Source organism: Nocardia xishanensis NBRC 101358, assembly GCF_001613365.1.
Classification (GTDB): Bacteria; Actinomycetota; Actinomycetes; order Mycobacteriales; family Mycobacteriaceae; genus Nocardia; species Nocardia xishanensis.
In genome coordinates, this window is record NZ_BDCF01000068.1 from 1 (window position 1) to 23,998 (window position 23,998).

The following is a 23,998-nucleotide window of genomic DNA, read 5'->3' on the forward strand; positions in this document are numbered from 1 at the left end:
GGGTCGCCAGCAGCGCGGGCAGCAGCGTGACGGCCGCGCCGAGCGTGGCGAGCACGGCCGTCACCACGCCGACCGCGACGCCGTCGAGCATCGGAAGGCCGACGACGGCCAGCGAACACAGCGAGATCAGCACGATGAGGCCGGAGGCGAGCACGGTCCGTCCCGTGGTGTCCAGTGCGACCGCGACGGCGGCATGGATCTCCGCGCGCGACGAACGGTCGCGCACACCGCGCCGGGTCAGTTCCTCGTTGAACCGGCTCACGATGAACATGGCGTAGTCGATCGCGGTGCCGGTGGCGATCATGGTGGCGACCGAGAGCACCAGCGAGTCGAAGGTCAGGAAGGTGGTCAGGCCGAACAGCCCGCCGACGGCGGCGGCGATACCCGCGGCGGTCACCGTGATCGGCAGGGTCGCCGCGGCCACCGCGCCCAGCGCGAAGACCAGGACGGCCGCGGCGACCGGCAGGCCGATCGTCTCCGCGCGCTGCATGTCGGCGTTCTGGATCTCCATCAGATCGGCCTGCGCCGCGCCGTATCCGGTGATCGCGACGCGGATGTCGGCGTCGGACACCGCCGTGACGGCCGACTGCAACCGGGCGGCGATGGTGACCCGTTCGGACATGTCGCCCTCGAGGCCGACGATGCCGAACGCGGTGTGCCGGTCGGCGGAGATCTGCGTCGCGGCGTTGCCTTGGAACGGTCCGAGCGCGCCGGTCACGCCCGAGGTCTCGCGTGCGGCGACGAGCGCCCGATCGATGGCGGCGCGGAATTCGGGGGCGTCGGCGGTCAAGCGCGGCGAGTGGAAGACCAGCAGCTCCTGTTCCGCGCCGAACTGCGGGAAGTGTTGCACCGCAAGATGATCCACCTCGCTGGACGCCGAGCCGGGCACGGTGTAGTCGGGTGCGCCGAGCCGGTCGTGCAGCAGGGGATAGGCGGCGGCGCCGAGCATCGCGAGCAGCAGCCAGATGCCGAGCACGAGTCTGCGGTGCCGCGCCATCGTCGCGCCCCAGTGCCCGAGCGCGCGCAGCGGCGGCGGTGCGGCGGGGCGGCTCGGCTCCTCGGTCAGGGTCGGTAGCGTCATGTCGCCTCCGTGGCGTCCGTGACCTGAAAGTCACTATCAAATTTGTGACTTCACACTATGTCGGTGCCGCCAGCTTCTGCAAGTGACTATCAGGTGTGTGACAGGTCACTCCGCAGTCGCCACGCGCATAGGTCTCGCTGGTACTCGGGCTCGGTCGTGCGCGCGTCGGAGGCGCTGTGCACGGCACGCCGACCCGGCTCCGTGCGGGCGAAAGTCGTTGGGGGCGACGGTATTCGCCGGTAGTGTGCCCGGCCATGGGGAGCAATCCGGGCAAGAACACTTATCTCGATCAGGTCGTCGCCCAGTCGGTGGCGTTGGAGGACGATCTGCGCACGCGCAAGCCGGTCGCGCCGGCACCTGGAGCGCCCGGCGGTCCGCCGCAGCCTCGGGGCGCGCTGGCTAAACGGGCGCAGCGGGTCGGTCAGAGCGGGCCGGAGCAGGGGACCGGGCCGGTGGAGGTCCGGGTCACCGGCGTCTGGCGGTGGCGAACGGTTCTGGTGCCGCCCAACGCTTTCGTCGTGCACACCAGGCGCGGACGCGCGGAACCGCTGCACATCGGGCTCGGTGTGTCGTTCCGGTACAATCCGGCCGCCGACTCCTACCTCGTGGTGCCCGGCGCGATGCAGACCATCCTGATCAACGCGTACTGCATCTGCCGGGAATTGCAGGGCGTGCTGGTGCAGGGCTACGTGCAGTGGATCATCGAGGATTTCGGCACCGCGTACCGCAAGCTCGACTTCTCCGACGCCGAAGATCCCATGCGGCTGGTCAATATTCAGCTGCGCGAACAGGCCGAGGCGGCCATCAAGGACAAGGTGTCCACGATGGGCGTACGCGACGTGCTCAGCGACAAGCAGCCGATCATCGAGGAGCTCACCGCCCGGTTGCGCGCGGTCGCCGAAGGCAGCGGCGACGCGCGGGCCGACGGCGGCGACCGCGGTCTCGGCCTGCGCATCGTCACCGTGCAGATCAAGGAGGCGGTGGTCAGCTCGTCGACGCTGTGGGAGAACCTGCAGAAGCCCTACCGCACCGAACAGAACCAAGTCGCCCGGCTCGCGGAACTCACCGCGCAGGAAGCCGTTTCGGCCAGGGAGGCGGCCGCGCAGCGGTCGAGCGAGGAACGTCGCATCGAGAACGAGCGCGAACTGTCGCAGCTGCGCGCCCGGACCGAGGCGGAGCGATTCGACCGCGAGACGGCGGAGAAGATGCGGCGCACCACCCGCGAGCACGACGACCGTCGCGCGGTCGCCGAGCTGGCGCAGCAGACGGCGCTGCACGCGGTGCGCTTGGAGCGCGAACAGCACGCCGAACAGCTCGAGAACCTGCGCCTGCGCCAAGAACTGCGCCGCCAGGAGGTGGACGGCGAACTGGCGCTGGCCACGGCGCGGCAGCGGGCCGAGCACGAGGGTGAGCTGCTGGTCGTGCAGTTGGAGCGGGAGCGGGTCGCCGCCGCCAACGCGCAGAACGACGCGAGTATCCGGGCGAACCTGGTGGCCAGCCTGCCCGAGATCGTCGAGAAGCTGCCCGCGCCCGCCGAGCTGCGGTCCTACCAGCTCGGCGGCGATCTGTCGGGGTTGGCGTCCGTGGTGGCTCAGCTGAACGGTGTGGTCGACGCGTGGACCGCGCGTCGCGCCGCGGGAGAATCGGCCGCGGACTGATCGGTCTTCGTCGTGTCACCCGCGCCCGGCTCGGTGACACGACACGGCCACCTGTCATGCGCCAGTGACATAACGCACGCCCAATTTGATTGGACACAATTCAGTTGCGTTCTACTCTGGATGCGGTATCCCCGTCGAACGAGCAGAGGAGGCATGGTGCGAGCGGTTGTCATCGAAGGATTCGGAGAGCCGAAGGACGTGCTGACCACGGCGGATCGGCCGGTGCCCGAGCCGGGCCCCGGTGAGGTGCGCATTGCCCTCGATCTCGCCCCGATTCACAACCACGATCTCGCGATCATCCGCGGCGTCTACGGCTACCGGCCCTCGCTGCCCGCCATCCCGGGCACCGAGGGGGTCGGGCGGATCGACGCCGTCGGCCCGGGCGTGACCGACCGGACGGTGGGTCAGCGGGTGGCGGTGTCCGGCGCGACCGCGGTGTGGGCCGAGTACTTCGTCGCGAAGGCGGCGCAGGCGCTGCCGGTGCCCGAATCGGTCGACGACGAGACCGCGGCCCAGCTGCTCGCGATGCCGTTCAGCGCCGCGGTGCTGCTGGACGATCTGCGCGTCGCCGCGGGGGATTGGGTGGTGATCAACGCCGCGAACGGTGCGGTGGGACGGCTGATGAACCTGCTGGCCCGGCGGCGCGGCGTGCGGGTGCTGAATCTGGTGCGCGGCCAGGCGTCGGTGCGGGCACTGCGCGAACTCGGCTACGAACCGGTCGTCGACACCGAGGCCGACGACTGGCTCGCCCAGGCCGCTGCGGCCACCTCTGGCGCGCCGATCGTGCGCGCCGTGGATCAGGTCGGTGGACGCGCGGGCGCCGACCTGCTCGAGCTGCTCGCGCCGAACGGCGAGCTGATCTCCTTCGGTGCGCTCTCGGGTCAGCCGTGGACCCTCTCGCCGGGCACTCTCATCTTCAAACAGGTAGTCGTGAAAGGCTTTTGGGGCGCGAAGCGGGCCGAGGAGATCGGCGCCGCCGAGCGCACCAGGGTGCTGCGCGAACTGGTGGAGCTGGCCGCGAGCGGCGAACTGCGGTTGACGGTCGCGGCCGTCCACCCGCTCGACCGTGCGGCCGAGGCCGCGGCCGCCAGCGAACGCCCAGGTCGCAACGCCAAGATCGCCCTGGCGCCCGCGCCGGATCGCGCCGGGTGAATTGCAGGCCACTGAATCGGCTACTACCTTCGAAAAAGAGGTGGTGACCATGACACAGACGAGCGAGCTCCAGCTCGACAACCAGGTGTGCTTCGCGCTGTACGCCGCCTCGCGGGCGCTCACGCGGCTCTATCGGCCGATGCTGGACGACCTCGGGCTGACCTATCCGCAGTATTTGGTGATGCTGGTGCTGTGGGAGCGCGAAACCGTGACGGTGAAAGAGCTGGGCGAGGCGCTCGACCTCGACTCGGGGACGTTGTCGCCGTTGCTGAAACGGCTGGAGACGACGGGATTGCTGAGCCGGGTGCGCTCCGCGGAGGACGAGCGGTCGGTGCTGGTGCGACCGACCGAAGCGGGCGCGGCGCTGCGTGAGCGCGCGCGGGACGTGCCCCGGCGGGTGGCCGACGCCACCGGCCTCGACCGGGAGGGGCTTGCCCGATTCCGTGCCGAGGTACGGGAGTTCACCGCGGTCGTCGAGAGCGCTCGACTCTGAGCCGTGCCAGGCACACGACAGTGGCCCAGCCGAGAGGCTGGGCCACTGTCGTCTGGCAAGCTCAGCTGGCGGTCGCCGGTACCCAGTAGGTCGTGGCCATGGTGGAGCGTTTTCGCATGGCCGCGAAACTGTGCCGGGCGGGACTGATCAGTGCGGTGAACCATGAACGGCGGTGCTCTGCGAGCGCGGCCGCGACAGCGGGGATCTGGGTGCAGTGCATCCTGCCCGCCATGCCCAGACGGTGGCGACCCGCCTGGTTGATTCTGGTGCCCAATGGTTTTCCTTTGCTTGCTGGTATCGGCCTGGATCGCCACGGCGAAGATTAGCGGAACGAAACTGCCGACACAGTATTTTGCGGAAGTAATTGCCTCGGCGTGTCGGAAACTTGCCGAGTCGCTCGGCGGCCGAGGCGAAAATGTTGCGAATTGGTCTCGGCCGCGTCACGGAACGGGCAATTAGCAGGGTCGTGCGTGGAATTCGAGGGGCGACTGGGTAATCGGCGCCATCGCGGACGCGGACGCGGGCGCGGTGCCGGGCGGCAGGGCGGCACGGGGCGGCGGATGCGAAACTGAACGAATGTTGCGGATCGGCCTCACCGGAGGCATGGGAGCTGGCAAGTCGACGGTGGCGCGGATCCTCGCCGAATGCGGCGGGGTGATCGTCGATTCCGACCTGATCGCCAGAGAAGTGGTCGCGCCGGGCACCGAGGGGCTCGCGGCCTTGGTCGAGGCGTTCGGCCCCGGCATACTCGCGGCGGACGGCGGCCTGGACCGCCCCGCGCTCGCGGCCGTCGCGTTCGCCGACGACGCGGCCCGCGCAACCCTGAATTCCATTACCCATCCGCTCGTCGGAAAGCGCACGGCGGAATTGATTTCGGCGGCACCGGCGGACGCCATTGTGGTGCAGGATATTCCGCTGCTGGTGGAAAACGGATTGGCGCCGTTGATGAATCTGGTGGTGATCGTCGACGTCGACGCGGAAACTCGAATTCGCCGTCTCGCGGAATTTCGCGGCGTCTCGGAATCCGATGCGCGGGCGCGAATTTCAGCGCAGGCGACGGACGAACAGCGGCGCGCGGTGGCCGACGTGCTACTGGACAACAGCGGCCCGGCGGGCGCGATCGACACCGCGGTGCACCGGCTGTGGGAGGAGCGCCTCATCCCGTTCGAGCGCAACCTGCGCACCGGGACGCCCGCGGCCGCACACGAAATGCGGCTGGCGCCGCACGATCCGGAATGGGCCGCGCAGGCCCAGCGGCTCATCGCGCGACTGTGGGTGGCTTGCGGCGCAGCGGCTTCCCGTATCGACCACATCGGTTCCACGGCGGTGCCTGGCCTGCCCGCCAAGGACGTGCTGGATCTCCAGATCACCGTCGCCGATCTCGCGGCTGCCGACGGGCTGCGCGATGCGCTGGGCGCGGCCGGGTTCCCCGCGAAAGTCCATGTCGCACATGACAATCCGAAGCCGACCGAGGGTGATCCCGATGGCGCCGACCTGACCCGCTGGGCCAAGCGGCTGCACGGCAACGCCGACCCCGGCCGTCTCGCCAACGTGCACATCCGGGTGGCAGGGTCGCCCGGCCAGCGGTTCGCGCTGGCCTTCCGTGACTGGTTGCGCGGCGACGCGGCGGCGCGCGAGGAGTACCTCGCGGTGAAGCGCGAGGCGGAGGCCAAGGCGGCCGGGCTCACGGGGGAGGGCGCGTCGGAGGCGTACTACGCGGTGAAGGAACCGTGGTTCGACTCGGTGTATCAGCGGGTGCTCGACTGACCGTCCGGTAGGCGCGAGGCGTCTCTTCGGGCGAGAGGTGCGCGGCGCCGGTCGCTCGAATGGTGTGACGACGAACGGTGTCCTGACCATATGGCCGCGCGAACGGGGCTGACCATTTCGGGCGATTTGGCCGGAAAAATTCCGAAATGCCGGAAGGCAACTTTCGGGCGGTGGAAGTGGCGGCCGTCATATCGGCCGACTCATAGGTATCGATGCCGCTGTGCCGTATTCGATTCTGGTTGGCTGAAGCCATTCTGTCCGCCCCCGGCGGTTGTCCATCCCAGCCGACCGAACGGCCGTACCAGAATTTCCGGCATTTCTCCTCGACGTGATGCCGCCACCCCGGCATCACGCCTCGGGCGGCCGATGGGCAAGCGCTTCGCAAACGGCGCAGCCTAGCGGGGACTGGGCCGCGCCGAAGGTGAAACATCTTTATTTCAGAAACGCCGTGCGCGCGGCTCCGCGTGTGTAGCGTTGCGCCTGCCCACCGGGAAGTGGGTTGGGAGCACAGGAAGTTCGATCAGCATGACAGCACCACATCGCCACCTGCGTCGCGCGGGATTCGGCGTCACCGCCTTCGGCGCCATGACCGCGGTCGCGGTCCTCGCCGCGCCGCACGCCTCGGCCTGGGTCGGCGACGTCACCGTGTCGGGGACCAAGCACACCGTCGGCTGCACCTACACGGTGACGGCTCGCGTCGACGTCGACCGGCTGACCGAGGTGAAATTCACCGACAACGGCGAGGCGATTCCGGGCAGTCCGGTCAAGCCTTCGCTGACCAGCAACAAGGTCAGCCTGACGTGGACGCCCGCGACGGCGGGGGCGCACAAACTGGAGGCGCGGCAGCTGCTGATCAGCGACTCGGTGACGGTGAACGTCGTCGAACGCGGCGGCAGCACCGGAAGCGCCGGTGCGTGCGGCGGCGGGCTCGGCGGGCTGCTTCCAGGTCTTTCGGGCTGATCGGCTGCCGCGGCGAGGGGCCGCCGACCGGCATCACACACTGTCGAGGGCGATCGCCCGGCGGGAACGCTCCCGCCGGGCGATCGGTGTACCCGGGTCGGTGCGATCAGAGCCAGGTCAGCTCGATGTCGTGGCCGGCGAGCCAGCGATCCAGCGAGTGGCCGTGCGCGGCGATCCCGTCGATCGCGGCGGTCGCGTGGTGGATGGCGGCCTGGGCCTCGGTCGTGCCGATCAGGCCCGCAGCGTGCGCGGCGAGCAGTTCGTCCACGTCGAGCAGCACGGTCTCGCGCTCGGAGCGCACCACGATGTCGAGGTAGTGGTCGACCGACCGCCACTTCTTCGGTTCGATTCTGGTGAACTCGCCGAGGTCGAGGTAGTAGTCCTGATCGCGGCGGTGCGCCGGGTTGTAGTGGAAAACGGTTGCGCGAAGACCGAGTTCGGGTAGCAGCCAGGACTCCACGTAGTGGAACTGCGGGTGGTCGGCGGTGCGCGCCATGTACAGGCCCCACGGTTCGACGCGATAGCGCTCGACCGGGCGCACGTATCCCTTGGGATCCGTGTTGGTCAGGCTCGCGATGTCGAAGTACTCGACCTTGGGTCGGTGCACGTTCACTGCTGGTGCCTGTGTCATGCAGTCAGAATCTACCGTCGCGGCCGTTCCGTCGAGCGCTGACGACGAGCGCGCTGGTCACATCCAGGTCAACGTGATGTCGTGCGCGGTGAGCCAGCGTTCGACGTCGTGGTCGTGCGCCGCGAGCCCGTCCAGTGCGGCGGTGGCCCGTTCGACGGCGCGGTGCGCCTGGGCGGTGTCCACCAGGCCCGCCGCGTGCGCGGCGAGCAGGTCGCCGACGCCGTGCAAATGGGTCGAACGACGATGGCGCACAACGACGTCCAGATATTGATCGACGGCTTTCCAGCGCCGCGGCGCGATCTTGCCGAACTCACCGACGTCGAGCACGTAGTCGCGGCTGCGGTGCTGCCCGGCCCGCGTGTGGACCACGGTCGCACGGACCGAAAGGCCGGGCAGCAGCCAGGACTGCAGATAACGGGATCCGTCGACCATGCGTGCCATGTACAGCCCCCACGGCTCGACCTGGAAGCGCTCGACCTGCCGGACGAAGCCTTTCGCGTCGGTCACGGTGAGCTCCGCCAGGTTGAAGTACTCCACCAGAGGCCGATGCGGCGGCGTCGCGGGCGGCGGCGCGGCGGTTCCTGCGGACGTCGCGGGTGCGGCGGGGCGCAGATCGCGAGCGAGGTATCCGGCGATTCCCGTGACGGCGGGAGCGGCGACGAACAGCGGCAGCAGAGTGCTCATGGCGACGTCCTTACCTAGTGCAGAACCAGATCAGGGTACACCCGGGTTGCAGGCTCGGCGCGGCACGAAAAGTTGCGGTTCGATGCCCGATTATCCTGCGGGAATGGGCAATTCGGACATTACCGCGCGGTGCGTCCGCCGCGCCCGTGAGCTTCCGCGGAGCCGGGCACGCCAGTGGACGCGGCGCCCGCGGGCGGATAATTGAAAATTCAAATTACATCATTTGCCATGCGATAGCTGCTGTCGATATTCTGGACCGCGGCCCAGGCACGAGTGTTCCGTTCGGTTTCCGCTCCGCCGGGAGTGGGGCCGAGCAGGAGGGGAGTTCGGCCCCACTGACAGGGCAGGGCCGCCTGCCGCGTCACCGGGCCGCGAAATCTGTCGGTGCCTGCGCCTACGCTGATTGTCATGGCTTTCGCTACCGAGATTCCCGCCGAGGGCGAGACGCCCCTCGCGCATTCGGAGTTCCGTCCCGTCGGCGCCATCGAGCGCGCCGACGGGCAGTTCCAGGTGGTCAGCGAGCATCGCCCCGCCGGCGACCAGCCCGCGGCCATCGCGGAACTGGAGCGCCGGATCAAGGCGGGGGAGCGCGACGTCGTACTGCTCGGCGCCACCGGCACCGGCAAGTCGGCCACCACGGCATGGCTCATCGAGAAGTTGCAGCGCCCCACCCTGGTGATGGCGCCGAACAAGACGCTCGCCGCCCAGCTGGCCAACGAACTGCGCGAGATGTTGCCGCACAACGCGGTCGAGTACTTCGTCTCGTACTACGACTACTACCAACCCGAGGCGTACATCGCCCAGACCGACACCTACATCGAGAAGGACAGCTCGATCAACGACGACGTGGAGCGGTTGCGCCACTCGGCGACCTCGAGCTTGCTCTCCCGGCGCGACGTGGTGGTGGTCGCCTCGGTGTCGTGCATCTACGGCCTCGGCACGCCGCAGTCCTACCTGGACCGCTCGGTGCAGCTGGAGGTCGGCACCGAGATCGACCGCGACGCGCTGCTGCGGCTGCTGGTCGACGTGCAGTACACCCGCAACGACATGGCCTTCACTCGCGGCTCTTTCCGGGTACGCGGTGACACCGTCGAGATCATTCCCTCCTACGAGGAGCTCGCGGTGCGCATCGAGTTCTTCGGCGACGAGATCGAGGCGCTCTACTACCTGCACCCGCTGACCGGTGACGTGGTGCGCAAGGTGGACACGGTGCGCATCTTCCCGGCGACCCACTACGTGGCGGGTCCGGAACGCATGGAGCGCGCCACCCGCGACATCGAGCAGGAGCTCGAGGAGCGCCTCGCCGAGCTCGAGCGGCAGGGCAAGCTGCTGGAGGCGCAGCGCCTGCGCATGCGCACCCAGTACGACCTGGAGATGATCCGGCAGGTCGGTTTCTGCTCCGGCATCGAGAACTACTCGCGCCACATCGACGGCCGCCCGGCCGGATCGGCGCCCGCGACGTTGCTCGACTACTTCCCCGAGGACTTCCTGCTCGTCATCGACGAGTCGCACGTCACCGTGCCGCAGATCGGCGGCATGTACGAGGGCGATATGTCACGCAAGCGGAACCTCGTCGAGTACGGCTTCCGGCTGCCGTCCGCGGTCGACAACCGTCCGCTCACCTGGGAGGAATTCGCCGACCGCATCGGGCAGACGGTCTACCTGTCCGCGACGCCGGGCCCGTACGAACTCGGGCAGGCGGGCGGCGAGGTGGTCGAGCAGGTCATCCGCCCGACCGGGCTCGTCGACCCGCAGGTGGTCGTGAAGCCGACCAAGGGCCAGATCGACGACTTGGTGCACGAGATCAGGCAGCGCACCGACCGCGACGAGCGGGTGCTGGTCACCACGCTCACCAAGAAGATGGCCGAGGACCTCACCGACTACCTGCTCGGGCTCGGCGTGCGGGTGCGGTACCTGCACTCGGAGATCGACACGCTGCGCCGCGTCGAGCTGCTGCGCCAGCTGCGTCTCGGCGAGTACGACGTGCTGGTGGGCATCAACCTGCTGCGCGAGGGTCTCGACCTGCCGGAGGTCTCGCTCGTCGCCATCCTGGACGCCGACAAGGAAGGCTTCCTGCGCAGCAGTACCAGCCTCATCCAGACCATCGGCCGCGCGGCCCGCAACGTCTCCGGTGAGGTGCACATGTACGCCGACACCGTCACCGACTCCATGCGCCACGCGATCGAGGAGACCGAGCGGCGCCGGGCCAAGCAGGTCGCCTACAACGAGCAGATGGGCATCGACCCGAAGCCGTTGCGCAAGAAGATCGCCGACATCCTCGACCAGGTATACCGCGAGGCCGACGAGGTCGAGGTCGGCGGCTCCGGGCGCAACGTCAGCCGGGGACGCCGCGCCCAGGGCGAGCCGGGCCGAGCGGTGAGCGCCGGAGTCTACGAGGGCCGCGACATCAAGGCGATGCCGCGCGCCGAACTCGCCGATCTGGTCAAGGAACTCACCGCGCAGATGATGAACGCGGCCCGCGAACTCCAATTCGAGCTCGCGGGCAGGCTGCGCGACGAGATCGCCGACCTGAAGAAGGAACTGCGCGGCATGGACGCCGCCGGACTGAGCTGAGTCGCGGTGGCGTCCGCCCTCGTGTCCTCAGCTCTGCGTCGCCATCCATTCGTCGACCCGGCGCGCGGCCTCCTCGCGCGAGACGTCCTCGACCCGGGTCATCACCGCCCAGCGGTGGCCGAACGGGTCGATCACGACGCCGAAGCGGTCGCCGGTGACGAAGGTCTGCGGTTCCTCGACGCTGCGTGCGCCGTGCTCGACCGCGCGCTGCACGACGGCGTCGACGTCGGGACAGTAGTGCACGACCGAGGTGTGCACCCACTCGCCGTTCGGTGCCTGAACCCCGTTGGCGGGCATGGGCATACCGAGTTGCAGCGTCGAATCGCCGATCTCGAGTTCGGCGTGCGCCGGCTGGCCGTCTGGCAGGTCGTTGCGGCTGACCACCTTCGCGCCGAAGACCGCGGAGTAGAAGTCGATGGCCTTGTTCCCGTCCGCGACCGCGAGGAAACAGGTGATCGAGTGGTAGCCGGAGGGGATGGGATTCACCGATGTCGTCATGACTTGAATCGTGTCAGGGCGGGCGCGCCCGATCTTGTAAGAAAGCGACACCCGTCGAGGAGAAGGCGTGATGGCCACTGAGGGACGGACACCGCCGGACAGCGAGAAGGGAATACTGCATCCGAGGGAGCAATCCCGGCATCGGAGCCTGGCCCGGCTCCCGGCGGGGCCGAGGGTCGGCGAATTCGTGGATTGGTACTGGGCGGTGCGCTGGGATCTGCGCGGCTGTCCTCCGTATGTCGCGGAGGTACTGCCTTTTCCGTGCGTGAACGTCACTTTCGAACGGTCCGAACAGCGCGTCGGCGGCTTCGTCACCGGCGTGTGCACCACCAAGTTCACCCGCGAGCTGACCGGGCTGGGGATGACCTTCGGCGCCCGATTTCACGCGGGCGGGTTCGGCGCTTTCACCGGATTGGACGTCGGCTCTTTGCGCGACCGGTCGTTGCCGCTCGCCGAGGTGTTTCCGGACGCCGCCGACCTCGCCGAACGGGTGCTTGCCGCCGCGTCCGACGAGGACCGCCGCGCGCTGGTCGAGGCGTTCCTCGCGCCGCGCGCGGGCGGTCACGATCCGACGTTCCTGTTGGTGACGCGCATCGTGCACGACATGGAGCACGACCGGTCGCTCACCAGGGTGGATCAGGTCACCGAGCGATTCGGCGTGCCTGTCCGCACCCTGCAGCGGATGTTCCGGCGCTATGTCGGCGCGGGGCCGAAGTGGGTGCTGCGTCGCTATCGGTTGCAGGACGGCGCGGAACTGCTCGCGAACGGGAGGCACGCGGATTTGGCCACGCTGGCCGTCGAACTCGGCTATTTCGATCAGGCGCATTTCTCTCGCGAGTTCACCGCGGAGGTCGGAATGGCGCCGCTGGAGTACGCGCGGCATTCCTCGCGTGCGGCGTCCGATTTGGTCGCGGCATCCCGGCCGGCCGGCTGAATCCGGCCGATAAACGGTCGCTATTCGGAAGCGGCGGGCCGCGGACGGATATCGGTTCCGTGGCGGAAGCAAGCGCGGCAGGCCGCAACGCAACTGGTCAAGGGGCTCTCGAGGGCCGTAGCCGCGTTCGTGCGGCGAACCCGTTCCGCCGCGGCGGCGGCACGGGAACGGTATCTTGTGATGAATATCCCAGGCACAGAAGAACCTTCACCGCGGTTGTGATGTCTCACAGGTTTACCGGTGCGAAATAGAATCCGCGCAGGTCGCTGAGGCCCTGTGGCATTCGATGTGCGAACGCTGGGCGGAAAGCCCGACATCGGCGAGTGTGATGTGTTGCGATTTCTGCTGTTTCCGCCTGGATTGCGGCTATGGTCGAGCGCAGTCGCCGCGCCGGTGCCCGACATGCCGAGACACCGGACGCAGGCACCCGACCCGCATAGTTGGAGGAGAGATGACCGCCTACCGGACCATTGTCGTCGGTACCGATGGATCGGAGTCGTCGTACGTAGCCGTCGAGAAGGCCGCCTCGCTGGCCGCCGACGCCGGCGCCACCCTGATCGTGGCCTGCGCCTACTATCCGACCGACGATCGCGACGTCGCGGCCGCGGCCGACGTCCTCAAGGACGAGGCCTACCAGGTGCGCGGCTCCGCGCCCACCAACGAGATCCTGCGCACCGCCAGGGACAAGGCGGTCGCCGCGGGCGCCAAGGAGATCGTCGAGCGCGCCATCGTCGGCGAGCCGGTGGATTCGCTGCTCGGCCTGATCAAGGAGACCCAGGCGGACCTGCTGGTCGTCGGTAACCGCGGCCTGAACACCCTGGCGGGCCGCCTGCTCGGCTCGGTGCCCTCCGATGTGGCGCGCAAGTCCCGCTCGGACGTGCTGATCGTGCACACCGTCCGATAGGAAACCCCCGCGAAAGCTCCGTATCGCCCGCTCCGTGCGATGCGGAGCTTTCGCGCATTCGATCGGTCCACAGTAGGCACTACGGCCGACCCGGTCGCCGCCCGTTCCGATCGGGCGACGACCCGCGAAAGACGTTCGGGCCGATCAGTTCTGGACCGAACGCTCCAGCGTCGCCAGCACCTCGGGGAGGTCCTCGCTGTGCACCACCGTCAGCCGCTGGGTGGCTCGGGTGAGCGCCACGTACAGGTCGTTCATGCCGCGCGGTGACTCCGCGAGAATCCGCGCAGGTTCCACCAGGATCACCGCGTCGAACTCCAAACCCTTCACGTCGTGCACCGTCAGCACCCGCACCGATTCCCCGGCCAGCTCGGCCAGTTCGGCCACCAGCGGGTGCGGCGCGATCACCGCGGTGGTGCCAGGTCCCTGCTCCGCCGCCACGAAACTCTCCACCGCGCCGGGCAACTCGGCCGCGCCGACTCGCTTGGCCCGCGGCGCGTTCCCGGTCGCGCGCACCGAGCGCGGCGCTTTGGCGTCCGGGTCGATGACGGCGAGCACCTCGGCGGCGACCGCCATGATCTCGGCGGGGGTGCGGTAGTTCACCGTCAGCTCGGTGCGCTTCCAGCGTTGCGCCACATAGGGTTCCAGCATCCGCTGCCAAGACGAGGCGCCCGCCGGGTCGCCGGTCTGGGCCACGTCGCCGACAACGGTGATCCACCGGTTCGGGATGCGCCGCATCACCATGCGCCACGCCATCTCGGAAAGCTCCTGCGCCTCGTCCACGATGACGTGCCCGTAGGTCCAGGTGCGGTCGCCCGCGGCGCGTTCGGCGGTGGTCTGCCTGGCGCGCACGTCCTGGCGCTCGGCCAGCTGGCTCGCGTCGATCAGGTCGTAGGCCATCAGGATCTCGGGGTCGAGCTCGTCCTCGAGATCCTGCGGCGCCGAGCCGGTGAGGATGTCGAGCGCGTCCTGCGCCTCGGCCAGCTGCGTGCGCCAGCGGCGGCGGGCGCGCTCGCGCTCCTCGGTGTCATCGACGCCGAGCAGCTCGGCGAGTTCGTCGAGCAGGGGCGCGTCGGCGGCGCTGAATTCGCCGTCGTCGGCGCGGACCAGCTCCGCGCGGTCCTCGGGAGACAGGCTCGCCGCAACCCGGTCCAGCCGCTGTGGGTCGGCCAGCAGATCGGTCAGCACCTCCTGTGGGGACAGGATCGGCCAGAGCCGCCCGATGGCCGCCTGCACCTCGGGATCGGACTTCATCTCGTCGCGGATCTCGGCGAGATCGGTGCGGCTGAGCAGGCTCGGCCCGCCGGAGAGGTCGGCGCCCATGGTCTGGGCCAGCTGGTCGGTGAGCGCGTCGATCACCGAACTGGCGAAGATCGGCCTGGCCAGGTTGTGCGGGCGACGCGAGGAGCGAGCCCGGCCGCGGGCCTTGGTCGCGATCTTCTTGTCCAGCGTCACCGGATAGCCGTCGAAACTCAGGCGGACCGGTTCGGCGGGCACCTCCTGCCGGTCGCGCACCGCCTGCTTGAGCACGTCCAGAATGCTCAACGCGCCCTTGATCTCACCCGCGCGCAGCGAATCCTCGCGGGTCGCCTTCACGCCGGGGTAGAGGTCGCCGATGGTGGACAGCAGCACGCCCGTCTCGCCGAGCGAGGGCAGCACCTGGCCGATGTAGTCGAGGAAGGTCGCGTTCGGGCCGATGATCAGTACGCCGCTCTTGGCCAGCTGCTGGCGGTAGGTGTAGAGCAGGTAGGCGGCGCGGTGCAACGCCACCGCGGTCTTGCCGGTGCCAGGCCCGCCCTGCACCACCAGCACGCTCTTGTGCTCGGAGCGGATGATCGCGTCCTGCTCGCTCTGGATGGTCTCGACGATGTCGTTCATGTGGCCGGTGCGGGCCGCGTTGAGCGCCGCGAGCAGCGCGCTCTCGCTGCCGACGCCACCGTCGGACTCGACCGTGCCCGCCCGCTCGGCGGCCGACAGGTCAAGGTATTCGTCGTTGACCGCGGTGACCCGCCGGTTACGGGTGCGGATGTGGCGGCGCCGGGTCACGCCGTCCGGCGTGGCGGTGGTGGCCAGGTAGAACGGCCGGGCCAGCGGGGCACGCCAGTCCAGCAGCAGGGTGGCGTAGTCGTCCTTCTCGTCCAGGATGCCGAGGCGGCCGATGTAGCGCGGTTCGTCGCCGTCGAGATCGATGCGGCCGAAGCACAGGCCGTGTTCGGCCGCGTCGTACTTGGCCAGATCCTCGGAGTACAGCTGGCTGAACGACTCGCGTTCGCTGCGCGCCTGCGGGGTGCCTCCAGTCTCCAGCAACACGGTGCGCAACCGGTTCTTGGCGTACGCGCGCATTCCGTCGAGCCGCTCGTAGAGCACCGACAGGTAGGCCTGTTCCTTCTCGATTTCGCGGGTCCGCGCGACCGCGCCGTCGGTGGCGGCACGGTCATGGGCGAGGCGGTCGGGCAAACTGGACTCCTTGTCACCGCGATGGGGCGGACGCGCGCCGATCCCACGCACGTCGGAAAACAGAGTTGTCGAGTCTACTGCGAGTTGGGCACGCCCGCCGTAACCGCAGGTGAGGACAGGGAATCCGGGTCCGTGAGCACCGGTTCGAAGTGCTCGACCACCGGGAACGGTTCGTAGAAGTGATGCAGCAGCGCCTTCCAGCGCTGGTACTCCGGTGAGCGCCGGAACCCGTCGACGTGATCGCTCAACTGTTCCCACTCCACCAGCAGCAGATAGACGCCGGGCGACTCGACGCAGCGCGAGAGCGACAGCGAGCGGAAGCCGGGCATCCCGGCGATGAGCGGCCTCGCCTCGGCGAAGGCGGCCTCGAAGGCGGCGGCGAGTTCGGGGCGGACGGGCAGCAGGGCGTGTTCGACGATCATGCGGTGACTTTCAGGACGCGTGCGAGTTATTGGTTCGGCCCTTGCCGACACCGGTGTCCCGGTGGGGCGGCTTGGCGCGGTACATGGCGACGTCGGCGTCGTGCAGCACGGCCTCGGGCGTGCGGCGGTCGCCTGGGTCGAGTTCGGTGACGCCGATCGAGGCGTCCACCGCGATCCGATGCCCGCGCGCGATGATCGGCTCGGACATGGTGGAGCGCAGCCGACGGACCAGCCCGTCCACGTCGACGTGCCTGCCGTGGCCGGAGAGGAGAACGAGGAACTCGTCGCCGCCGAGCCGTCCGACCAGATCGTCGTGGCGCAGCGCGCGCTGTAGACGCTGCGCCACGATCTGCAGCACGGTGTCGCCGATGGCGTGGCCGAGCGTGTCGTTGATGGACTTGAAGCCGTCGAGGTCGATGAACAGCACCGTCGAGTAGGCCAGGTCAGCACTGGTGGCCAGTGCGGCCGCCAGCTGGGACAGGATGAGCGAGCGGTTGGCCAGCCCGGTCAGCGAGTCGTGCGTCGCCTGGTACTCCAATTGGCGTCGGCTGGCGCGGAATTCGGTGATGTCGGCGAAGGAGGACACCGCGGGGGAGTCCGGGTCGCCTGGATTGAGCAGCCTGCTGCTGCCGGAGAGCCAGCGGCGCTGACCGTCCCTGCGGTCGACGCCGAAGACGTAGCCGGTGACCGTCTCCCCGGTGGCCAGCGTGCGCGCCACCGGATGCCGGTTCGGCGGCAGCGGCTGGGCGTTGGCGTCGAGCAACATCATCGGAAGCTCGTCGACGGTGCTGCCGACGATGTCGTCGTGCCGCTCGCCGGTGCCGAAGATGCGCCGGGCGGCCGGGTTCGCCGACTCGATGCGCCCGCCGCGATCGATGACGACCACGCCCTCCTCCAGCTGGGAGACCACCGTGGTGAAGTGCTGTTCGGCGCGGCGCTGAGCCTCCTCGGCGGCCCGCTGCGCGGTCAGATCGTGGATGACGACCTGATAGGCGAAGTGGTCGTGCCACGGGGTGAGCACCGAGACCGTCTCGACCGGCACCGTCTCGCCGTTCGTGCGCAGCAGCAGCAGCTCGGTCGGCACCGAGGCGGCGCCCTTGCCGGTGAGCAGTTCGATTCGTTCGCGCATCGCCTGGATGGAGTCGGGGTGCACGAAGCGGGTGAGCGGCTCGCCGACGACCTCGTCGGCGCTGCGCGCCGCGAGCAGCCGGACGGTGGCCTGGTTGACGTAGACGATGACGCCGTTCTCGTGCACGCAGATACCGTCCGGCGTGTGCTCGACCAGGGACCGGTAGCGCTGCGCCAGCTGCTCGGCGTCGGCGTCGACGCCCGTCGTATCCTCACCCACTCGCAAACCCCCGATCGTCGACCGACCTATGGCCATTGGAACATGGGATTATTCTGGTGTCGACGCGCGCGAGATCCCAGCGCCGACGCACTTGCTTCGATCACGGTTCGGGCACTCCATCGGGCTCTATCCGGTGATCATGACAGACTCCCGTTCCTCCGGGAACAGGCCGGATCGAGGGTGCGCGGCCCGGAGATCCGGTGAAGGAGCGATGCCGGGTGCCACGCGCAGATCATCGACTGCGCTCACCGCGCCCTAGCCCGGGCGGGGGTGCGCCCGGACGAGATTCCCCTATTTCGACGCGCACGGCGCCGGAACGCGGCAGTGCGAACTGGCCGAGCGCGATCTGGTCGCCCGGGTGCTCGACGGTCGCCCGCACGTGTACGCGCTGAAACCGCTCACCGGGCGCAGTCAGGGCGCCGCCGCCGGCGTCGAGGTGGCCGTCGCGGCGATGGCCTGCCGGCGCGGCGTGCTGCCCGGCCCGCCTGCCGATGGTGGCCCCGGCGCATCCGCGGCTGCTGGACGGACGACGCCGTTCCGGGGCGGCCTGATACTCGAGTCCTCGCTCGGCAGGGGCGGCCACAATTCGATGTCGGTGCTCGGGCCGCCGTCCCGGTGAGGTCGCCGGGCCAGAGGAAGGCCCTGCGCTCGTCAGTCCGTGGGGAGCGGCACCGACCAGCACAGCCGCGTCCCAGGCAGTCCCGCGCTGTCGACGAGTCGGTCCGCGTGACCGATCGAGAAGCTGCCGTCGGCCTTCTCGGCCCGCTGCTCCAGATTCCGCAGCCCGCTGCGGACGACGTGATTCGGCACGCCCCAGCCGTTGTCGGTGACCACGATCGTCAGATCGTCGGCCACGGTGATCTCCACCCCGACGGTGTCGGCGCCGGAATGGCGCACCGCGTTGCTCACCGCCTCGCGCACCACCGCCTCGGCGTGGTCGGCGAGTTCGGCCTCCAGCACCGACAGCGGCCCGCTCACCTGGACGGTGGCCTTCAGCGCGGTCTCGGCGGTCTGCTGGCGCACCGCGTGCTCGATGCGCTGCTGCAAGCCCGCGCTGTGCCCGTCGCCGCCGTGCAGGTCGAAGATGGAGGTCCGAATCTCTTGCACCACTTCCTGCAGCTCGTTGATCGAGGACGACAACCGTTGGCGCACTTCGGGAACCACCGCCTTCGGCAGCGACGCTTGCAGCGTGAGGCCGATGGCGAACAGCCGCTGGATCACGTGATCGTGCAGATCGCGGGCGATGCGGTCGCGGTCGGCGAGGATGTCGAGTTCGCGCATCCGCCGCTGGGCGTCGGCCAGCTGCATGGCGAGCGCGGCCTGGTCGGTGAACGCGGCGGTGAGTTCGACGAGTTCGTCGGCATAGGGCGCGGATCCGATCGGCCGCACCGCGACGAGCACGCCGAGCGTGGCGTCGGCTGTGCACAACGGCAGGATCAGGGCCGGGCCCACATCGGCAAGCGGCACACCGAGATCGATGCGCGCCGCGTCGTCGAAGCGCAGCGGTGTGCGCCGGGTGAACGCCTCGCCGAGCGCGGTGCCCTCGGTCGAGGCCAGCCAGCCCTCGTGCCCGGCGCCGGGACCCGACCACTGGGTGAGCACGAGTTCGCCCATCCCGCCGGGCGATACGGCCTCGTCGAGCCGGGCGAGGAAGCAGCGGTGCGAGCCGGTCAAGGTGCGGGCGTGATCGACCACCTGCGCCAGCACGCACTCGGATTCGGTGCCGGCGAGGAATTCGGTGGCGATGTCGCGGGTGGCCTCGATCCAGGCCTGCCTGGTGCGGGCCGACTCGTACAGGCGCGCGTTGTCGACCGCGATGCCCGCCGCAGCGGCCAGCGCCTGCACCAGCACGTCGTCGTCCTCGGTGAACGGTTGTCCGCCGGCCTTTTCGGTGAGGTACAGGCTGCCGAAGACCTCCTCGCGGATGCGCACCGGCACGCCGAGGAACGTGTGCATGGGCGGATGCCCCGGCGGAAAACCCACGGACTCGGCATGTTCGGTGAGGTCGTCGAGCCGCAGCGGTTTCGGGCGATTGAACACCACGCCGAGCACGCCGTGTCCGGCGGGCAGCCTGCCGATGCGCTGCCGGACCGCCTCGTCCATGCCCTCGTCGATGAACTGGACCACCTGCCGGTCGTGCCCGCGCACCGCGAGCGCGCCGTAGCGGGCGTCGACGAGGCTGGTCGCGGTGCGGACGATGGCGCGTAGCGTGTCGTCCAGATCGAGGCCCGAGGTGACGGTGAGCATCGCCTCGACCAGGCCGTCCATCCGGTCGCGCGAGTCGATGATCAGCTCGACGCGCTCCTTGACCTCGCTGAGCAGTTCGCGCAGGCGCAGTTGCGAGAGCGTGTCGCGCACCGAGTACAGGCCGTTACCGCTTTCTTCGGTCATCTCGGTTCCTGTTCAGGTGGACGCGTGAACAGCGCTTCGGCCAGTCTAATTCGCGGATCGGTGACTTTCGGCCCTGTTCGCGGTGACGTTGCGGCGGTGGGATTACGACACTGGGTGAATTGAGAGTAGAGGTGTCCTATGAATTCGTCGCAATCGTTGTACTCCTCGGAACACTGGTCCAGCGCAGCGGATCCGGACCTGGCGGTGACCACTCGCGGGGCCGTCCCGCCCGCCGACGTGACCAGGGCCGTCCGCGCCATCGGCCGGGTGCTGCGCCGCCACCACTTGGATGTGCCGGCGCGCGTGCGTGTTACGGCCCCGGCCGATGGGGAGGAACCCACGGTGGTGCAGGCCAACGTCCGGCTGCACGACACACCGACCCGGGTGCAGGTCACCGGACCGCGCGGGTTCGCGGTGACCTTCGCCGTCGAGCGGCTGGACCGCCAGCTCAGCAGGTTGGTCGCCAATCAGTCACGGGCATGGCCGGATCCGGCGCGGCCGCCGCTGGCCAAGGTCACCGAACAGCGGCCGATCATCCGCCGCAAGTATTGCGAACTGCTCACCGGAACGCCCGCCGAGGCGACCGCGGTGATGGACGCGATGGACTACGACGCGTACCTGTTCACCGACGCCGAGACCGGTGAGGACGCCATCGTGCAGTGGGCGGACCCGTTCGGCGTGCGACTCGTCCGCCAGCGGACGACGACCGCACCGGCGGAGGGGACGCAGAGGCCGCTCAGCGTGAATTCCCTACCGATGACCGTGCATTCGGAGCCGAGCCCGCTGCTTTGCGAATCCGAGGCCGCGACCGCGCTGTGCCGCGGCGGCCTGCCCTTCCTGTTCTTCACCGATCGCGAGACCGGCAGGGGACAGCTGCTCTACCGTCGCTACGACGGCGACCTGACGATCGTCACCCCTTCCGAAACCGCCTGAGTTCCAGCGTGGTCCCCACGGGAGCAGCGTGGCTCCCCTGGCACGCCGCCCGCCTCGGCGCCGCACAGCCGAGGCCGCCGCACGCCGGTTCACGGCTCGCGCAGGCGGGTCGCCAGCACCGCGGCCTGGGTGCGCCGTTCCATACCCAGCTTGGCCAGCAGCCGCGACACGTAATTCTTGACCGTCTTCTCCGCGAGGAACATCCGCGCCGCGATCTGGCGGTTCGTCAAGCCTTCGCCGAGCAGTGCGAGCAGCTTGCGTTCCTGTTCGGTCAGCCCGGCCAGCGGGCCGTCGGCCTCGACGCTGTTCCGTAGTCGCGCCTTCAACGCGGTCGCCGCCCGGTTGTCCAGCAGCGAGCGGCCGGAGCCGACTGCTTTGATGGCCTCGGCCAGCTCCATGCCCTTGATGTTCTTCACCACGTATCCCGAAGCGCCCGCGAGGATCGCGTCCAGCATGGCGTGCTCGTCGGTGTAGGAGGTCAGGATCAGGCAACGCAGCCCGTCGAATTCGGCGAGCAGATCGCGGCACAGCTCGATGCCGTTGCCGTCGGGCAGCCGCACGTCGAGCACCGCGACATCGGGACGGGCCGCGCGAATGCCCGGCATCGCCTGCGCCACATCGCCCGCCTCGCCGATCACCGCCAGCTCCGGATCGCTCTCCAGCAGATCGGTCAGGCCACGCCGGACGATCTCGTGGTCGTCGACCAGGAACACCTTGATCATCGCGGCCCCTCTTCGCACACCAGGTCCCAGCGCGGGTCCGGCCGCGGAAACTCGCCGCAGCGAATGTGTGGCGAACGGGCTGGCCCGAAAAACGCTGGGCGTATTGATGTTCCGAGTATGCTGGATTTCTCGACCGAACGCGTGAAAGTTGTCGAACGATGACCGATTCAGCGACACCGGGACGACCCGCCGCACGACGAGCCGCCGCACCAGGGCGCGTGACGTAATGGACCCCTGGGGCAGCGGACCTGCGCACCACGGAACGGCAAGCGCTGTGACGCTCGTCGAGGGATCCACGTTCTGCCTCAGCGACTCCGGCGGCGCGATCGAACCGAGCCGGGCGCAGGGGCTGTTCGTCCGCGACACCAGGGTGCTCTCCCGCTGGCGGCTGACCGTCGACGGTCGAGCCCCGCAACCGCTCAGCGTGCAGTACGCCGACCCGTACAGCGTCACGCTGCTCGCGCGCACCGCACCGCCGCCGGATCGCGCCGACAGCACCGCGCTGGTGATCGTCGGACGACACGTCGGCGACGGCATGCGCGAGGACCTGACCGTGCGCAACCTCTCCGGCGAGACGGTCGACTTCGCGATCGCGCTCGAGGTCGACGCGGATTTCGCCGACCTGTTCGAGGTCAAGGACGGCCGGGTCGGCGAAGGCCATGCCACCGAACACCGCGCGACCGACGGCGGACTCGAAATCGCCTCTGCCGCACTCGGGATCGCGGTCGCGGTGCGCGCCGCCGACGCGACCGCCGACGGCCGCCGCCTGCGCTGGCGAGTCCGGCTGCCCGCCCGCGGTTCCTGGTCGACGTGCGTGCAGTACCTCCCGCTGCTCGGCTCGGCCGAGGTCACGCCGCGGCACACCTGCGGCAGCTCGGTCGCGCACAGTGCGCCCGCACGCAGGCTGCGCGACTGGTACGAGAACTCGCCGAGGGTGCGCACCGGCGATCCGACGCTGGCTTCGGCGCTGCGCCGCGCCGTCGCCGATCTCGGCGCGCTGCGCATCTTCGACCCGGCGTGTCCGGGCCGCGCGGTGGTGGCCGCCGGCGCGCCCTGGTTCATGGCGCTGTTCGGCAGGGACTCGCTGCTCACCTCCTGGATGGTGCTTCCGGTGGACCGCAGGCTGGCCATCGGCACCCTGCAAAGCCTGGCCGACCTGCAAGGCGTCCGCGAGCACACCGCCACCGAGGAGCAACCGGGCCGGATACCGCACGAGATCCGGTTCGGCCGCGCCGCGACGCGGCTGCTCGGCGGCGACACCGTGTACTACGGCACCGTCGACGCCACCCCGCTGTTCGTCATGGTGCTCGGCGAGCTGCACCGCTGGGGACTCGACGACGCCACCCGCGACGAACTGCTCCCGCACGCCGACCGCGCCATCGAGTGGATCCAGCGCTACGGCGACGCCGACGGCGACGGGTTCGTCGAGTACCGGCGCCTCGCCGAGCACGGGCTGGACAACCAGGGCTGGAAGGACTCGTGGGACGGGGTGAACTTCGCCGACGGCACCCTCCCCGCCCCGCCCATCGCGCTGGCCGAGGTACAGGGCTACGTCTACGCGGCCTACCTCGCCAGGGCCGAGCTGGCCGCCGACCTCGGCGACCGCGCCACCGCGGACCGGCTGCGCGCCGCGGCCGCCCGGCTCAAGGTCGAGTTCAACGCGAAGTTCTGGCTGCCAGAGCGCGGCTGGTACGCGGTCGGCCTCGATCGCGACAAGCGGCCGATCGACGCGCTCACCTCGAACATCGGCCACTGCCTGTGGACCGGTATCGTGGACGAGGACAAGGCGGCGCTGGTCGCGGACCGGTTGCTCGCTCCCGACATGTTCACCGGCTGGGGCATCAGAACCCTGGCCAGCGGCATGGGCGCCTACAACCCCGTCAGCTACCACAACGGTTCGGTGTGGCCGCACGACAACGCGATCTGCGCGGCCGGACTGATGCGCTACGGACTGACCGAACACGCCACCCGGGTCATCGATGCGGTGCTCGACGCCTCGGTGCGGTTCGGCCACCGGCTGCCCGAACTGTTCTGCGGTTTCGACCGCGCCGAGTTCGACGCGCCGGTGCCGTACCCGACCTCCTGCTCGCCGCAGGCATGGGCCGCCGCGGCCCCGCTGCTGTTCCTGCGCAGCCTGGTCCGGCTGGAGCCGGGCGCGGGCGTCGCCGAGGTGGCGCCCGCCGTGCCCGAGCGCTACCTGCCGCTGCGGATCAGCGGACTGCGGGTCGGGCCCGAGGTGTTGACCGTCACGGTGGACGCGCACGGATGGCAGGTCACCGGGCGGTCGGAGGGCACGCGCCGGGCAGGATGACGGTCGTCGCGGCTGGTCAGCGTGGGTGGGCAGCCGCTCGGACGAAACTTTGTCGGTGCCCGCGCTTAGCATGGCGAGCGG

At 69.5% G+C, this 23,998-nt stretch carries 21 protein-coding genes; 11 read left to right on the plus strand and 10 right to left on the minus strand.

Annotated features, from left to right (window positions below):
* Nucleotides 1–1,081, minus strand: a 1,081-nt coding sequence (locus NX1_RS32035) for an MMPL family transporter (protein ID WP_157120291.1), incomplete at its 3' end; no start/stop codon positions are given.
* 254 nt (nucleotides 1,082–1,335) lie between these two features.
* Between NX1_RS32035 and NX1_RS32040 the strand changes: the two genes are divergently transcribed.
* The 3 genes from NX1_RS32040 (at nucleotide 1,336) to NX1_RS32050 (ending at nucleotide 4,384) form a co-directional block, all read left to right on the plus strand.
* Nucleotides 1,336–2,739 carry an SPFH domain-containing protein gene (locus NX1_RS32040; RefSeq protein ID WP_068067911.1) on the plus strand — a complete coding sequence of 468 codons (1,404 nt, stop codon included), beginning with the start codon at nucleotides 1,336–1,338 and terminating at the stop codon, nucleotides 2,737–2,739.
* 153 nt (nucleotides 2,740–2,892) lie between these two features.
* Nucleotides 2,893–3,891 carry a zinc-binding dehydrogenase gene (locus NX1_RS32045; RefSeq protein WP_068067913.1) on the plus strand — a complete coding sequence of 333 codons (999 nt, stop codon included), beginning with the start codon at nucleotides 2,893–2,895 and terminating at the stop codon, nucleotides 3,889–3,891.
* Nucleotides 3,892–3,940: 49 nt separating this feature from the next.
* The gene (locus tag NX1_RS32050) at nucleotides 3,941–4,384 is read left to right on the plus strand and encodes a MarR family winged helix-turn-helix transcriptional regulator (protein ID WP_068067969.1); all 444 of its coding nucleotides are present in this window, start codon (nucleotides 3,941–3,943) and stop codon (nucleotides 4,382–4,384) included.
* Between the two features lie 61 nt (nucleotides 4,385–4,445).
* On the opposite strand, the gene NX1_RS32055 is transcribed toward NX1_RS32050, so the two are convergent.
* Nucleotides 4,446–4,658, minus strand: coding sequence for a hypothetical protein (locus tag NX1_RS32055; RefSeq protein WP_068067916.1), 213 nt, complete (start codon nucleotides 4,656–4,658; stop codon nucleotides 4,446–4,448).
* A 302-nt stretch (nucleotides 4,659–4,960) separates the two neighbouring features.
* Here NX1_RS32055 and coaE point away from each other — a divergent pair, with 302 nt between their 5' ends.
* A complete protein-coding gene (gene coaE / locus NX1_RS32060) occupies nucleotides 4,961–6,151 on the plus strand; it encodes a dephospho-CoA kinase (RefSeq protein WP_068067919.1) in 1,191 nt (396 codons plus the stop codon).
* A 525-nt stretch (nucleotides 6,152–6,676) separates the two neighbouring features.
* Nucleotides 6,677–7,111, plus strand: coding sequence for a hypothetical protein (locus NX1_RS32065; RefSeq protein ID WP_068067922.1), 435 nt, complete (start codon nucleotides 6,677–6,679; stop codon nucleotides 7,109–7,111).
* Between the two features lie 106 nt (nucleotides 7,112–7,217).
* Here NX1_RS32065 and NX1_RS32070 read toward each other — a convergent pair whose 3' ends face one another.
* Together NX1_RS32070 and NX1_RS32075 are read right to left on the minus strand one after the other, a co-directional pair.
* Nucleotides 7,218–7,742 (minus strand): ribonuclease FAU-1 family protein, encoded by a 525-nt coding sequence (locus tag NX1_RS32070; protein WP_068067926.1) that lies wholly within the window; start codon nucleotides 7,740–7,742, stop codon nucleotides 7,218–7,220.
* A 57-nt stretch (nucleotides 7,743–7,799) separates the two neighbouring features.
* The gene (locus NX1_RS32075; protein WP_084501917.1) at nucleotides 7,800–8,426 is read right to left on the minus strand and encodes a ribonuclease FAU-1 family protein; all 627 of its coding nucleotides are present in this window, start codon (nucleotides 8,424–8,426) and stop codon (nucleotides 7,800–7,802) included.
* A gap of 408 nt (nucleotides 8,427–8,834) precedes the next feature.
* Between NX1_RS32075 and uvrB the strand changes: the two genes are divergently transcribed.
* A complete protein-coding gene (uvrB, locus tag NX1_RS32080) occupies nucleotides 8,835–11,000 on the plus strand; it encodes an excinuclease ABC subunit UvrB (RefSeq protein WP_068067930.1) in 2,166 nt (721 codons plus the stop codon).
* A 27-nt stretch (nucleotides 11,001–11,027) separates the two neighbouring features.
* Here uvrB and NX1_RS32085 read toward each other — a convergent pair whose 3' ends face one another.
* On the minus strand, nucleotides 11,028–11,498 hold the full coding sequence (locus NX1_RS32085; RefSeq protein ID WP_068067932.1) for a VOC family protein: 471 nt from the start codon (nucleotides 11,496–11,498) through the stop codon (nucleotides 11,028–11,030).
* 70 nt (nucleotides 11,499–11,568) lie between these two features.
* Here NX1_RS32085 and NX1_RS32090 point away from each other — a divergent pair, with 70 nt between their 5' ends.
* Nucleotides 11,569–12,432: a helix-turn-helix transcriptional regulator gene (locus NX1_RS32090; protein ID WP_068067934.1), complete on the plus strand. Its 864-nt coding sequence runs from the start codon at nucleotides 11,569–11,571 to the stop codon at nucleotides 12,430–12,432.
* Nucleotides 12,433–12,883: 451 nt separating this feature from the next.
* Nucleotides 12,884–13,336 carry a universal stress protein gene (locus tag NX1_RS32095; RefSeq protein ID WP_068067936.1) on the plus strand — a complete coding sequence of 151 codons (453 nt, stop codon included), beginning with the start codon at nucleotides 12,884–12,886 and terminating at the stop codon, nucleotides 13,334–13,336.
* 144 nt (nucleotides 13,337–13,480) lie between these two features.
* Here the strand turns inward: NX1_RS32095 and NX1_RS32100 are convergent, their stop codons facing one another.
* From NX1_RS32100 to NX1_RS32110, 3 genes are all read right to left on the minus strand, one after another.
* Nucleotides 13,481–15,790, minus strand: a complete 2,310-nt coding sequence (locus NX1_RS32100; protein WP_068067976.1) for a HelD family protein — start codon at nucleotides 15,788–15,790, stop codon at nucleotides 13,481–13,483.
* A gap of 74 nt (nucleotides 15,791–15,864) precedes the next feature.
* Nucleotides 15,865–16,212, minus strand: coding sequence for an antibiotic biosynthesis monooxygenase family protein (locus tag NX1_RS32105; protein ID WP_068067939.1), 348 nt, complete (start codon nucleotides 16,210–16,212; stop codon nucleotides 15,865–15,867).
* 10 nt (nucleotides 16,213–16,222) lie between these two features.
* The gene (locus NX1_RS32110; protein ID WP_068067942.1) at nucleotides 16,223–17,560 is read right to left on the minus strand and encodes a diguanylate cyclase domain-containing protein; all 1,338 of its coding nucleotides are present in this window, start codon (nucleotides 17,558–17,560) and stop codon (nucleotides 16,223–16,225) included.
* Between the two features lie 331 nt (nucleotides 17,561–17,891).
* Here NX1_RS32110 and NX1_RS32115 point away from each other — a divergent pair, with 331 nt between their 5' ends.
* Nucleotides 17,892–18,179, plus strand: coding sequence for a hypothetical protein (locus NX1_RS32115; RefSeq protein WP_245668810.1), 288 nt, complete (start codon nucleotides 17,892–17,894; stop codon nucleotides 18,177–18,179).
* Nucleotides 18,180–18,211: 32 nt separating this feature from the next.
* On the opposite strand, the gene NX1_RS32120 is transcribed toward NX1_RS32115, so the two are convergent.
* On the minus strand, nucleotides 18,212–19,951 hold the full coding sequence (locus NX1_RS32120; RefSeq protein WP_068067947.1) for a sensor histidine kinase: 1,740 nt from the start codon (nucleotides 19,949–19,951) through the stop codon (nucleotides 18,212–18,214).
* Nucleotides 19,952–20,089: 138 nt separating this feature from the next.
* On the opposite strand from NX1_RS32120, the gene NX1_RS32125 reads away from it, so the two are divergent.
* Nucleotides 20,090–20,884, plus strand: coding sequence for a sigma 54 modulation/S30EA ribosomal C-terminal domain-containing protein (locus NX1_RS32125; RefSeq protein WP_084501918.1), 795 nt, complete (start codon nucleotides 20,090–20,092; stop codon nucleotides 20,882–20,884).
* A gap of 89 nt (nucleotides 20,885–20,973) precedes the next feature.
* Here NX1_RS32125 and NX1_RS32130 read toward each other — a convergent pair whose 3' ends face one another.
* Nucleotides 20,974–21,606, minus strand: coding sequence for a response regulator (locus NX1_RS32130; protein WP_068067949.1), 633 nt, complete (start codon nucleotides 21,604–21,606; stop codon nucleotides 20,974–20,976).
* 226 nt (nucleotides 21,607–21,832) lie between these two features.
* Here NX1_RS32130 and NX1_RS32135 point away from each other — a divergent pair, with 226 nt between their 5' ends.
* On the plus strand, nucleotides 21,833–23,917 hold the full coding sequence (locus tag NX1_RS32135; RefSeq protein ID WP_068067952.1) for an amylo-alpha-1,6-glucosidase: 2,085 nt from the start codon (nucleotides 21,833–21,835) through the stop codon (nucleotides 23,915–23,917).
* The last annotated feature ends 81 nt before the right edge of the window (nucleotides 23,918–23,998 follow it).